Annotated in this window: 10 protein-coding genes and 1 tRNA gene; all 11 read right to left on the reverse strand. The window is 40.3% G+C overall.

The genetic code is table 11. The annotated features are described in order from the left end of the window. Positions 1 to 15: 15 nt before the first annotated feature. The 11 genes from LI126_RS06005 to groL all read right to left on the reverse strand — a co-directional run bounded on the left by LI126_RS06005 (position 16) and on the right by groL (position 12,986). A tRNA-Arg gene (locus LI126_RS06005) sits at positions 16 to 87 on the reverse strand. Positions 88 to 197: 110 nt separating this feature from the next. Continuing rightward, positions 198 to 743 carry a hypothetical protein gene (locus LI126_RS06010; RefSeq protein ID WP_227165029.1) on the reverse strand — a complete coding sequence of 182 codons (546 nt, stop codon included), beginning with the start codon at positions 741 to 743 and terminating at the stop codon, positions 198 to 200. Next, on the reverse strand, positions 679 to 1,734 hold the full coding sequence (locus tag LI126_RS06015; RefSeq protein ID WP_081016814.1) for a class C sortase: 1,056 nt from the start codon (positions 1,732 to 1,734) through the stop codon (positions 679 to 681). The genes LI126_RS06010 and LI126_RS06015 overlap by 65 nt, the downstream gene beginning before the upstream one ends. Beyond that, entirely contained in the window at positions 1,715 to 3,580 is a 1,866-nt protein-coding gene (locus tag LI126_RS06020) for an isopeptide-forming domain-containing fimbrial protein (RefSeq protein ID WP_226900899.1), read from the reverse strand. The genes LI126_RS06015 and LI126_RS06020 overlap by 20 nt, the downstream gene beginning before the upstream one ends. Positions 3,581 to 3,612: 32 nt before the next feature. Further along, the gene (locus LI126_RS06025) at positions 3,613 to 6,024 is read right to left on the reverse strand and encodes a SpaA isopeptide-forming pilin-related protein (protein WP_055144886.1); all 2,412 of its coding nucleotides are present in this window, start codon (positions 6,022 to 6,024) and stop codon (positions 3,613 to 3,615) included. Continuing rightward, positions 6,021 to 6,995, reverse strand: a complete 975-nt coding sequence (locus LI126_RS06030; protein WP_020436172.1) for a DUF5688 family protein — start codon at positions 6,993 to 6,995, stop codon at positions 6,021 to 6,023. Before LI126_RS06030 ends, LI126_RS06025 begins: the two co-directional genes overlap by 4 nt. A 314-nt stretch (positions 6,996 to 7,309) precedes the next feature. After that, positions 7,310 to 7,867, reverse strand: a complete 558-nt coding sequence (gene efp / locus LI126_RS06035) for an elongation factor P (RefSeq protein WP_015528761.1) — start codon at positions 7,865 to 7,867, stop codon at positions 7,310 to 7,312. Positions 7,868 to 7,944: 77 nt separating this feature from the next. Then, the gene (locus LI126_RS06040; protein ID WP_055144888.1) at positions 7,945 to 8,463 is read right to left on the reverse strand and encodes a YqeG family HAD IIIA-type phosphatase; all 519 of its coding nucleotides are present in this window, start codon (positions 8,461 to 8,463) and stop codon (positions 7,945 to 7,947) included. Between the two features lie 88 nt (positions 8,464 to 8,551). Further along, the gene (locus tag LI126_RS06045) at positions 8,552 to 9,235 is read right to left on the reverse strand and encodes a peptidoglycan recognition protein family protein (RefSeq protein ID WP_015528759.1); all 684 of its coding nucleotides are present in this window, start codon (positions 9,233 to 9,235) and stop codon (positions 8,552 to 8,554) included. Between the two features lie 301 nt (positions 9,236 to 9,536). Next, positions 9,537 to 10,991, reverse strand: a complete 1,455-nt coding sequence (guaB, locus tag LI126_RS06050) for an IMP dehydrogenase (protein WP_227165030.1) — start codon at positions 10,989 to 10,991, stop codon at positions 9,537 to 9,539. 369 nt (positions 10,992 to 11,360) lie between these two features. Next, positions 11,361 to 12,986 (reverse strand): chaperonin GroEL, encoded by a 1,626-nt coding sequence (groL, locus tag LI126_RS06055; RefSeq protein WP_015528757.1) that lies wholly within the window; start codon positions 12,984 to 12,986, stop codon positions 11,361 to 11,363. Positions 12,987 to 13,001 lie beyond the last annotated feature (15 nt).

The raw sequence follows: 13,001 nt of genomic DNA on the forward strand, positions 1-13,001 counted from the left end.
CTTTTTTTATCCTATAGCGTCTGAGCGGAGTCGAACCGCCGCACATGCCTCCGGAGGGCATCGCTCTATCCACTGAGCTACAGACGCATCTCGGTTGTTAGTAGGAAAATTTAATTTCGTACAGCTAACAACCTTTTTTATCCTAGCACAATTCTGTATAAATGTAAAGTGGCAAATAAACCTCTAACTTTCTGCGGTTAATCTTTTTTCACTGCAAGCAGAAGAATTAATATCCCTGCCCCAAGACAAAGCATTGCCCATGCACCTGCCTGTTGTGAATCTCCGGTCTTTGCAGCCTCTTCCCTTATCGTTTGTTTTGGACATACCCTGACATTCCAGTTCATTGCCCCTTTGTCCTCTTCCCATTTTGGCAGCTGGACAAGAACCGGCTGAACCTCGTATTCTGATTCATCTTCAACATAGATCAGATAAACTCCTGCCCTCAGATTCGTAAGGGTTGCTTTTCCATCACAATCCGTCCTGCACAATCCATCACTATAATGATATTTACTCAAAGTCCGCGCCAGCTCTTCCTGTTCTCTGGCATACCTTACCTCATTGAGATCCACGCCTTTATCTTCATATCTTTTCTCCATCTCGTAAGCACCATCAACAAGAGATGACACTTTGGAATACTGGAATGTAACACCTTCTCTCTTAATTTGTTCTCCGGTATCTTCAATACAGATTTCTATATTTCCTGTTTCTGTTTCTGCAAACGCCGGGTTCTTTACTGCTACCACCAGAAAACATATCAAAAGAAGAAGAATTCCGCATTTGATTTTTCCATTTTGCCGTCTTTTGCATCTTTCTTTTTTGTCTCCTGCTTTTCTTTCTTTTACGTTTCTTTCTCCTGTAGTGCTTACATTTCCTTTTCTGGTTTCTGTTTCTTTTTCTCTTTCCCTCACAATTTCTTTTTTCTCGCTTTCTTTTTATTCTTTCAATCACAACATATACCAAAAAGAGAATTGGAATCATTGTGAAGATCATTTCTCTGACAGACGGACGTTTCTTTTTGATTTCCTCTTCTTTTTTCTCTTCATACACAACCCGCTTTCCAGTAATCACTAACCGATGGGTATTAATTCCATATGGGGTACATGTGACAAGCGAAACCAGATCTTCTCCCGGTCTGATTTCCAGACTTTCTACCTCTTCTGGTAAGATTACATTTATTTCTTCTACTTTATATGCGAGTTTTTCTCCCAGTACTTCCAGAAAGAACTCATCGCCTTCCTTTAATTCATCCAGACGAGTGAAAAGTCTCGCACTTGCAAGACCACGGTGTCCCGTCATCACACAATGCGTATTTTCTCCCCCTATCGGAAGACTACTGTCCATCAAATGCCCTACACCTTCCTTAAGTACTGCCTCGCTGGTTCCATGATAAACCGGAAGCCTGAGATCTATTGACGGAATTTCCAGTACACACATCATTCCTGTCTGTATTTTTTCGGCATTTAACAGACCTTCATACTCTTCCATCTGCTCAGACTCGCTTTGTTCCCTGACTCCTTTCGATTCTGCCCAAAGCTTTTTATTATATTCATCAGCCTGATTCCTTAATTGTTCAATTTCATCTCCTGTTGTCTGTTCCACAACCTGTTCATATGTTGCCAACACATTTTGTGTTTTCTTCTGACTATACCAGCCAGTCAAAAGAGGTATACTACACAAAATAACTCCTATCCATAGTAAAAGATCTGACTGTAATCTATTGTTTTTCCTTTGCATTTTTTCTGTTTCTTCTCATTGCTCCTGCAAGAACAAGAACACTTCCGGTTGTAATACAGATAACCGCTGCTGAAGAACCTGTTACCGGCAGTTTTTTTCCAACTGTATTAATTACTGTCAGATTAGCAGATCCTTCGCCTTCATTTGTTGTCAGACTGACTTCTGATTCTTTCCAGTTTCCGTTAATAAATTCTTTGATCTGCGCAGATGTCTCCAGTTTTTTCAATCCTTTGTCTGTTTTTCCGTCTCCTTTTACATATGCGTTTCTATCATTTGGAAAACTTGCTTTTATATTTACCACAATCGGCTCTGTCAGCAGACGGTATCCTGCCGGTGCCTCTGTTTCTTTCAGATAATAGGTGCCACTATCTAATCCATAGATCACAAATGTTCCATCCTGACCGGATTTCATCTCCACCGCATTTTCCGGCTGCTTTCCACCTGTATGGTCGTTTCCTCCAAGACTGTCCCGGTTAATTACAATGTACCCACCTTCTCCCTGTTTTACATATACTTCATTTTTTAATCCAGCGTCAGAATAAAGTCTGAACCTGGCATTTTCCAGACTTTGTCCATGGTTATTTGATTTCAATGCATTGATTTTATAAGTGAAACAAACAACTGTATCCCACGGTGTATATCCTGTACTTCCTCTCACCGCTGAATCCGGATCATTTGAAAATTCCAGCCGAACATCGTTTTCAAATCCTGGACGTCCTGTATTTTTCGCTGCCTTTTCATTCAATGTTGCCTGATAGGTAAGCACTATTTTCTGTCCATATTTATTTTCTCCTGCTTCATTTTTACGATTAAACTCTCTGTCTATGATTTTTTTCATATCAGAAACAATGACCTGAAACGTATCTCCTCCTCCCGGAGCTTCCTTTACTTCAAATTCACCCTCTTTCAATTCATAATAATTTCTTGCATTTGAACTTTCATAAATCCGGATGGCTACAGAATCCTTTTTGAAAGTAAGTGCTTCACTCATCACATCATGCCATGCGTAATAATAGGTGTTGTATCCGTTAACATCAGGCATATTTGACTCATACCGATACGGAACAGTCTGCCCGATTTCAAAATCAGCCAAATCATTCCATCCCTGATTTCCAACTTTGTCCTGATCATCATCTTCCCGGATCTTTTTTGTCACAACCGGATAGTCTGATTTTATGTTGAGATTCATTTCCGGATTAGCTGTACTTACCATACACAAAGAGGCCGCCGAATTCGTTCCTTTTACCTCTGTCACTTCATCAATAATATAATATCCATACGGCAATCCCTTAATTTCAAATGAATTGTCTGCTTTTGTACTTGTCACTTCAACAGATTGACCTGTTTTTCCATTTCTCTGTAGATGGGTTCTTAATTCTTCTACAAAAACACGATATTCACTGTATGCTCCTTCCTTTTCCTGAGCGGTCTGCGCACCTTCTGTCTGATGCGTATTCAAAGACTGAATATAGTCGATCACCTCATACTCTGTTACATTTCTCTCATCCTTATGAATCCGCTGTCCCACGATATAACAAACAAATTTCTTGTATTCCGGATTAAATGTGTAATTAATGGATTCCATTCCTTTCGCATTTTCTGCCTGAAACAACTGATATACCAGAAATCTTTTTCCTTTCAGGCTCTGTCCGTCATTTCCTTTGATCGTAATACTTGCCGGTCCATTATTAAGATTTAAAACCCCATTTGTAGTTGCTGATCTTTCCTGTACTTCATTTTCCGCTGCATATACAGATTTGATTCCATTCACACCTGTTGTTCCAGAAGTACAGAGTACCGCAGCTAAAGTCATCATATAACAAATTTTCATCATTCTTTTTTTCATTTTGTCATCTCCTCATTTTCACCGTTTTACTACTATCTTTTTTGCTCTTTTTTTCTGTAAATCATTGCCATGATTCCTACAGCTAAAATTCCTGTAAGTAACACAGGTTTTCCTGCCGATCCAGTATCTGGAAGCTTCTTTCCTGTCTGATTTATGATCTTCATTTTCACATTCCACTCCTTAATTGAACCTTCAATACTTATCTTGCTGTCTGCAGTATCTTTGCTTCTGTATTCTTTTCCATTCACAACCAACAGACACTTCCCTTCTTCCGGATTACTTTCCAGACAGATTTCATATACAATATCTGCATCATCTAATGTTTTCGGAATTCTGTAACCTGTCGGCGCTTTTGTTTCTTTCATATAGTATTTTTTCTTTACTTCCAGATTTTCGAACATTGCAATTCCATTCCCATCCGTCAACACCCGGTCAATTTCTTTCTGGCATGCCTGGTCTTCATATAAAGTAAACTCAGCTCCTGCAAGTGCAACACCTTTTTCATTTTCCTTTTTCAGCTCAATCTTGTAACAGGCCGGCTTATCTTCTATCGTCACTACCGCAATTCCATCCTCTGTATATTCGATAATAACCTCTCCTTCTTCTGTATTTACCTCAGATAAAAATTCTGTTTTCCCGCTCTCATCAACTTGAAAAATCAGTTCATTATTATTTGTCCGATACCCGTCCGGTGCTTTTACTTCTTTTAATTTGTGCGTTCCCTGAGATAATGGCATTACTTTCAGAGTCCCTTTTTCATCCGTTGTGAGAATCTTTTCACTTCCATCCGGTCTGATATGCTTAAATTGCGCTCCCGAAAGAGGATGTCCTGTCTCTGTTGCTTTTTTCACCAAATGGATCTGAAAAACCCTGTCCGGTATCGTAGGGTTCTGATATACATTTATTTTTTCTCCCGTACCTTCTGGTTTTATCTGGCAAACAAAGACTTCCTCATTCAGGAAATACCCTTTTGGCGGTTTTATCTCCTGAATTGTTACAGTTCCCAGCGGAAGTGCTTCTGTTCCGTCTGTCGCTTTATACAATGCATCACCTTTTACCTTATACTTCTCCTGATAACGGCAAACTGCTTTTGCATCTGTTTGAAAGACCCAGCTTCTGACTGGCTTTTTCCCTGCTTTTTCCGGATTTTTTCCCGGATCCAGAAGTTCTGCATAGAATTTCACTAAAAACTGTGCTCCTTGATACGCTGCTGTTCCCGACGGATCAACATATTCCTGTTCCATACCTGTTTTCTTTAACAAAAGTTCCACAGGATTCATCTGCGGCGGGTCTGAAAATGTCACTGTCGCTTCCTGCCCGGATTTTACTGTAACCGTTTTCACTTCATCTACAAGTGCATAACCTTTAGGAGCTTTTAGTTCCTTTACGTAATAAGTTCCTGCGTTCAGCGCAACTGATGACGAATTTCCTGCCGCATCCGTTCTAAACGTTCCTGCTCTTGATGCACCCGAAAGAGTAGGACTGCTATAAACACCATACTCTGCTCCCTCCAAAGAATAGCAACTGTTCTTTTCTGTCACAGAAGTATTCGCTGACACCTTCTTTAATCTGCCTGTTCCGGTCGGCTGGTATGTTCCGCCCCATTTACTGAGCGGCTGGCCATTGCCTTCATAAATAACCCCATATGCATCCGGAAAATATTTATAATTCTCTTTCGCCCATGCAATCCCTTTTTGATAATACTCAGATTTGTGTGCTGAAATCCAATGACCATTCCCACAGGCTACATTATTTCCTGTTTCTATCTGAACCATATCTCCATACCAGTGATGTACTTCATTCATGATCCACCATACTGCGCATTGTTTTAAGAGATAATCGTAATTCGAACTCACACCGTTGCATTTATTCTTATCGTAGTAATAGAACATTGCCGCGATCATCTGAATGGTCTGTTTGTTATAACGTTTTGAAGCATCTACTGCTGTTTTGTTGCCCTCCTGAAATTTTAATGTTGGATTGGTGCAATACAGACTTTCTCCTGATTTCGTACCAAGTCTTCCTTCATTCCAATGTTGTAGCACAGGCCAGTTTGGGTCGTTATAGTCAACTACATCGATTGCACCGATTCCCCTTTCGATCGCCTTTGTATAAACAGTTTCTCCTACCCTTTCCGCTGCATATACGCCTATGCTTTGTATCTTCTTTTCATCTGTCTGATCAAAAGTTTCTTCCTTGTCTTCCTCCTGTTTATCCTCCGTTTCATCACAAAATCCCACACCGATATCTTTCAGGATTTTTTTTACTTCTTCTGCCCAGCGCAGTTCTTCTTCAATATCAACCTCCGTTTTTTCTCCGGCCTCTTCAGGCTGTTTTTCAAGTTCTTCGGCCTTGACAATGCCTCCATATGTCATTGCATAGAGAATACAGATCAAAAAGACTGACATGCAGAGGATTGTTATAATCTCTCCGCGTCCTTTCATTCATTGTCCTCCCTGTCGATACACATCTCTTTCCCCAGCTGAAGTTTCCCTTCCTGTGCATAATAAAAATAAGCATGATTGCTTAAGATTTCTTCCTCAGGCACCTGCGTTTCATTGATTTCTCGCACCATTCTTTCTAATTCTGACTGACGGATTCGAGAGGATTCCGGTACAATGATCACTTCATGGACACTGCTTGGAAGAACATAGAAATTTTCCTTTAAGACTCCTGCAAGCATGTCCAGAATATAAGGGTATGCAATACAGGCCGCCCCATAATTTTTCAGTTTATTAGACAAAACATACATTTTATCTTTTTCCGGAAGTTCCAGTTCTTCATGAATATGCCAGGTTCTTCTTAACAAATTCTCCCGATCATGTTCCCCCGGAGTTGATCTGCTGAGCAGTTCATACACTGCAAAATTCATTCCGAAACATTCTGCCGGAAGCAGACGCTTTGTATTTTCTTTTGCCACATTCCAAAGCTGTTCTTTTGTCACCTTCCATTGTCTCATATGCAGATCTTTGATCAGCATCACTGCCGTCCCATCATTGTCCGCTTCTACAAGTACTGCAAACACAAGTGACAGATCCAAAAATTCTCTATGTGGAACATCCAGAAGTAATTCCTTGTTTTTCTCTGTGTTGATCAGTCGAAAGATGATTCTGTCTTTTACCCCTTCGAAAGAAAGCATTCTCTCATAATCCCATGATTTTTCCTGTCGGATTTCTTCATATAGCTCCACCAGATCTTCAATGATCCAATCCATCTGTTTCCCTTTTTCATATAGTTCAAAAAATTCTTCCAGATAGATTGTCGGCGATATATTAACACCCGGCGTCTCCAGGATCAGTCCTGTACGCTCCGTTGCATTATTTTTTTTCGTCGTATAGACGTTTACCCTGACACCTCCATTTAACTCCTGAGTCAGTTTTTCCTTTACCGCATTTACAAATTCTGTATAATTCACTCTTCTCCTTCCTGATTGCGGTTCATAAAATTAAAATGAGAAACCAGTACGAAATGTACTCTTTCAATTGAGTTAGAATTTCCCGGAGAGTTCAGAATCTCTCCAAATAGAATTTCTTAAAATTTAGAACAAATATTATGTGTTCTTTATTATAGACAGGCCTTCCTTAAAAAGCAAGGCAGAATTTTGCATAAATCCGAATTGATTTTTTTAGTGAAAACAGAGAATTTCATCTGATTTTGTCAAAGAAAAAAGGAACCTGCATGATACAGATTCCTTTTTGAAATACAGCTTAAACCGTACTAAATTCGTAATTAAACTCTTGACAGATACTCGCCTGTACGTGTATCGATCTTAAGAACATCACCTGTCTCAACAAACAGCGGTACCATAACAGTAGCTCCTGTCTCAACGATTGCAGGCTTTGTAGCTCCCTGAGCTGTGTCACCCTTGAATCCCGGTTCTGTCTCTGTGATTGCCAGTTCTACGAACAGCGGCGGCTCAACTGAGAATACGTTACCCTTATGGGAACAGATCTTAACGTTCTCATTCTCTTTTACAAATTTCAGAGCGTCTCCAACTACATCAGCGTTGAGAGCGATCTGATCATATGTCTCTACATCCATGAAGTTATACAGATCTCCATCCTGATACAGATACTGCATTTCCTTTCTCTCGATGTGTGCATTCTCGAACTTCTCTGTCGGACGGAATGTCTTCTCTACTACACCACCACTGATGATGTTTTTCAGTTTTGTTCTTACGAACGCTGCACCTTTACCAGGTTTAACGTGCTGGAATTCCAAAATCTGGAAAATATTTCCCTCAATCTCAATTGTTAAACCATTCTTAAAATCTCCTGCTGAAACCATGTATAATCCTCCTTAATTGCATTTCGTTCAGACAATGTAACTGTTCGTTACAGACTTTTTGCTTCTACCATTCTATACTAATTTGCGACTTTTTTCAATCTTTTTTTGCTCTTCTTATAGAAATGAAGCACAATCTTCTCTAAATACCGCTTTAAAACGATCTGAATCTCTTCTTTTGGATTGATCGGATGCACTAAAATGTTGTGTATTCCGACCCTCTTTGCGCCCCATACGTCTGTAAAAAGCTGATCGCCGACAAACAGCGTGTTCGTCTGATCTGTTCCCATGATCTCCATCGCATGAAGATAATTCTTTCTTGCAGGCTTCAGCGCATTATAAATATAATGTGTCTGGATCTCCTGATTAAACATCTCTACACGTTTTTTCTGATTGTTGGATAACAGACAGCTTTCAAAACCAATCTCTCTCAGTCTCTGAAACAGTCTCTTTGCACGTTCATCTGCCGGTGCACCGTGAGGAACTAATGTATTATCAATATCAAAGATTACCCCCCGGTATCCTTGCTCATATAGTTTTTCAAAAGGGATCTTATAAGTCGATCCCAAATATTCATCTGGAAAAAATTTTTCAAACATTATTTTCATCTAACTCCGTAAGCTTTGAAATCAATTCTTCTATGATCCCAAGAATTGATTTCATTATAACAATTCAGTGAAATGATGTCTACTGTTTTTCCAACGCATCCTGCACATTTCTCCTGAATTCTACCCATGCGTCCTCATCCTCCACAAAATATTTCGGACAGATTTTTCCGGTTACATCATAGTGACGGATCACCTGATCTGCTGTCAGATCATATTTTGCACAAAGCCATGCTGTAAGTTGTACAAGTGAGCGGTATGTTGCATCAGTAAACTTTCCATTCTCATCCGGATGACAACATTCAATCGAAATCGTATCCGCATTGCGGTCATTTGAAGCATATGCCATCTCCCAGGTCGGAATACACTGAATAATCTCTCCTTCCAATCCTATCACAAAATTACTGCTTGCCGAAGTCTCATGGCTATCTTTGAGACCATTAAAATAATCTCTGTTATCCTGCGCTGTACTCCCCGGATTTGCTGTGTAATGGACAACAATCCCATTCACATGGTCAATTGTTGTCCCTGGTCTGGAATACGGATTTATATCTAACAACTGTACATCCATCTCCGGCTGCGTAGCATCCACATCAGCATATTGATTTTTCTTTTGTATACAGGATTTAAAAAGAAGAAAAAGTAATAAAATCATTAATGGGATCATTATGATCCGCAGCATTTTCCTGCCTCGCTTTTTCTTCCTTCGTGTATTCTTCGGCAATGTTTTCCGCCCTGCCAGCTGATTTCGTCTTGACGTACTCATTCGGTATTTCTCCTGATTTTTAATTCTCTCATTTCCATCGTTTAAAACAAACATCTTCTTATTTCAGCTATTATACCATATGTTTCTTAACCATTTATGAATTTTGTCTTAACTGTTTTTATTCGTATAAAAGAGAAACTCCCGGCAGATCCAGCTCTCACTGAACCTCCGGGAATTCCTCAAGGCGTTCCTATATATTATTTTATTATATCAGGGATGTGATTTTTCATCCCGTCAGGTAATGCGGAATATCCGCAATACTTCCACTTATCTGTCTGCAGGCAATCTGCAAACCTTCAATTTACTCGTCTACACTGTAGTTCGGAGCTTCTTTTGTAATATGAATGTCATGTGGATGACTTTCTTTCAATGATGCCGCAGAGATCTTCACAAATCTTCCGTTCTCTTTGAGTTCTTCGATTGTGTGTGTTCCGCAATATCCCATTCCTGAACGAAGTCCACCCATGAGCTGGAATACTGTATCTTCTACAGATCCCTTGTAAGCTACACGTCCTTCTACTCCTTCCGGAACAAGTTTCTTTGCATTCTCCTGGAAATAACGGTCTTTACTTCCGTTCTCCATCGCTGCGATGGATCCCATTCCACGATATACTTTATATTTTCTTCCCTGGTACAGTTCGAATGTTCCTGGGCTTTCATCACATCCTGCAAAGATGCTTCCCATCATACATACATTCGCACCTGCTGCGATTGCCTTTGTCATATCTCCTGAGTACTTGATACCACCATCTGCAATGATCGGAATACCATACTCTTTAGCAACTTCGTAACAATCCATAACAGCTGAAACCTGAGGTACACCAATACCTGCAACGATACGTGTTGTACAGATAGATCCAGGTCCGATACCAACTTTAACTGCATCTACACCAGCTTCGATCAGTGCTCTTGCAGCCTCTCCTGTAGCCACATTTCCAGCGATTACCTGAAGATCCGGGAATTCATCCTTAACCATCTTCACTGTGCGGATAACATTCGCTGAATGACCATGTGCTGAGTCCATAACAACAACATCTACATGAGATTTCACAAGTGCTTCTACACGCTCCAGACAGTTTGCTGTGATACCAACAGCTGCTCCACAGAGAAGTCTTCCCTGCTCATCCTTTGCTGACAGTGGGTACTTGATCTGTTTCTCAATATCTTTAATCGTGATAAGTCCTTTCAGATTACCTTCATCATCTACGATCGGAAGTTTCTCTTTTCTTGCTTTGGCAAGAATCTTTTTTGCATCCTCTAATGTGATTCCTTCTTTTGCTGTAACAAGTCCTTCTGAAGTCATGGATTCTTTGATCTTCTTAGAGAAATCTGTCTCAAACTTCAGGTCACGGTTTGTGATGATTCCGACAAGTTTACGTCCCTCTGTAATCGGCACACCTGAAATACGGTATTTTGCCATCAGGTCATTTGCATCTTCAAGTGTATGCTCCGGTGAAAGAAAGAAAGGATCTGTAATAACACCATTCTCAGAACGTTTCACCTTATCAACTTCCTCTGCCTGTGCTTCAATAGACATATTCTTATGGATGATTCCGATTCCACCCTGGCGAGCCATAGCGATTGCCATTCTATGTTCTGTAACAGTATCCATTCCTGCACTCATCATCGGAATATTCAATACGATTTTCTTTGTCAGATGTGTTGACAGATCTACCTGATTCGGAATTACTTCTGAATAAGCCGGTACAAGAAGAACATCATCAAATGTAATACCTTCCCCTATAATCTTACCCATTATACTTTACCTCTCTTTCTTAAGAACCCATGAAACTGCTTTGAAATGGCAGTTAATGTATCTAAAAATCTTTTGTAATTATTAACTGATATACTACAGAAATTCCCGAAGGATGTCAAGAGTATTTTCCCTGATGTGCTCATAATTTGTATTGATTTATTTTAACCTCTATTATTAAGTTTTACTTATAAGTACTCCTTTATTTATTATCTATGCGACAAACTGAGCCTTTTTTAGAACAAACAAAAGGTTCTATCTGACATTACGAAAATGTGATAGAACCCTCTGTTCCTGCTGCTACAGATCTCTATGTAACAGCTCTTTTATTCTATTCTTATAGAAATTCTGCAAATCTTCCTGATGGATAGATTACATCATTCCCATTCCACCTGCTCCGCCTGCTGGCATAGCCGGTGTATCCTCTTTAATTGTAGATACAACAGACTCTGTTGTAAGAAGTGTAGAAGCAACACTTGTTGCGTTCTGAAGAGCACTTCTTGTAACCTTCGCCGGATCAAGGATTCCCTTCTCAACCATATCTACATATGTCTCATTGTAAGCATCAAATCCTGTTCCTACTTCAGACTCTCTTACTTTGTTTACAATAACTGCTCCCTCAAGTCCTGCATTCTTTGCGATCTGAGCCAGAGGAGCTTCCAGTGCTTTCAGGATAATCTTGGCACCTGTCTTCTCATCTCCCTCAAGAGTCTCTGCGAATTCTTTTACCTTCTTAGAAACATGGATGTATGCGGATCCACCACCACCGATGATTCCTTCTTCAACTGCTGCTTTTGTAGCATTCAGAGCATCTTCCATACGAAGTTTAGCTTCTTTCATCTCTGTCTCTGTAGCTGCACCTACACGGATAACAGCAACTCCGCCTGCAAGTTTTGCAAGTCTCTCCTGAAGTTTCTCTCTGTCGAAATCAGATGTTGTCTCTTCGATTGCTTTCTTGATCTGTCCAACACGATCTGCGATTGCGTTCTTGTCTCCACATCCGTCAACGATAACTGTATTCTCTTTCTGAACCTTAACAGATTTTGCACGTCCAAGCTGATCCATTGTAGTTTCTTTAAGATCGAATCCGAGTTCTTCAGAAATCACCTGTCCACCTGTCAGAATTGCGATATCCTGAAGCATCTCTTTTCTTCTGTCACCATATCCAGGTGCTTTTACTGCTACAACGTTGAATGTTCCACGCAGTTTATTCACGATCAGAGTTGTGAGTGCCTCACCCTCGATATCTTCAGCGATAATAAGAAGTCTTGCTCCAGACTGAACGATCTGCTCAAGAACCGGAAGAATCTCCTGGATATTGGAAATCTTCTTATCTGTGATCAGAATATATGGATCATCCAGAACTGCTTCCATCTTCTCCATATCCGTTGCCATATATGCGGAAATGTATCCACGGTCAAACTGCATACCTTCTACAAGGTCAAGCTCTGTCTGCATTGTCTTAGACTCTTCGATTGTGATAACTCCGTCGTTGGATACTTTTTCCATTGCATCTGCAACCATCTGTCCAACTTCATCATCTCCTGAAGAAACTGCAGCAACTCTTGCGATCTGCTCTTTTCCGTTGACTTTGCTGCTCATCTCACGGATTGCTTCTACTGCTTTATCTGTAGCTTTCTTCATTCCTTTTCTCAGAACGATCGGGTTTGCTCCTGCCTCAAGGTTCTTCATTCCTTCGTGAACCATTGCCTGTGCAAGAACTGTAGCTGTTGTTGTACCATCTCCGGCAACATCATTTGTCTTAGCTGCAACTTCTCTGATCAGCTGTGCACCCATGTTCTCAAATCCATCTTCCAGTTCAATCTCTTTCGCGATTGTTACACCATCATTTGTAATAAGCGGAGCACCGAATGATTTATCAAGTACTACGTTTCTTCCTTTTGGTCCTAATGTTACTTTAACTGTATCAGCTAACTGATTCACACCTCTTTCAAGTGCTGCTCTTGCTTCTGATCCGTATTTGATTTCCTTTGCCATTTTAACTGCATCTCC

The sequence above is a fragment of the Mediterraneibacter sp. 210702-DFI.5.30 genome, assembly GCF_020560115.1.
Classification (GTDB): Bacteria; Bacillota; Clostridia; order Lachnospirales; family Lachnospiraceae; genus Mediterraneibacter; species Mediterraneibacter faecis.

Coding starts and splice junctions, on each gene's coding strand:
- LI126_RS06025 (WP_055144886.1), bottom strand. CDS start 6,024: ATGAAAGGACGCGGAGAGATTATAACAATCCTCTGCATGTCAGTCTTT.
- groL (WP_015528757.1), bottom strand. CDS start 12,986: ATGGCAAAGGAAATCAAATACGGATCAGAAGCAAGAGCAGCACTTGAA.
- LI126_RS06020 (WP_226900899.1), bottom strand. CDS start 3,580: ATGAAAAAAAGAATGATGAAAATTTGTTATATGATGACTTTAGCTGCG.
- efp (WP_015528761.1), bottom strand. CDS start 7,867: ATGGTTTCAGCAGGAGATTTTAAGAATGGTTTAACAATTGAGATTGAG.
- LI126_RS06045 (WP_015528759.1), bottom strand. CDS start 9,235: ATGAGTACGTCAAGACGAAATCAGCTGGCAGGGCGGAAAACATTGCCG.
- guaB (WP_227165030.1), bottom strand. CDS start 10,991: ATGGGTAAGATTATAGGGGAAGGTATTACATTTGATGATGTTCTTCTT.
- LI126_RS06040 (WP_055144888.1), bottom strand. CDS start 8,463: ATGTTTGAAAAATTTTTTCCAGATGAATATTTGGGATCGACTTATAAG.
- LI126_RS06015 (WP_081016814.1), bottom strand. CDS start 1,734: ATGCAAAGGAAAAACAATAGATTACAGTCAGATCTTTTACTATGGATA.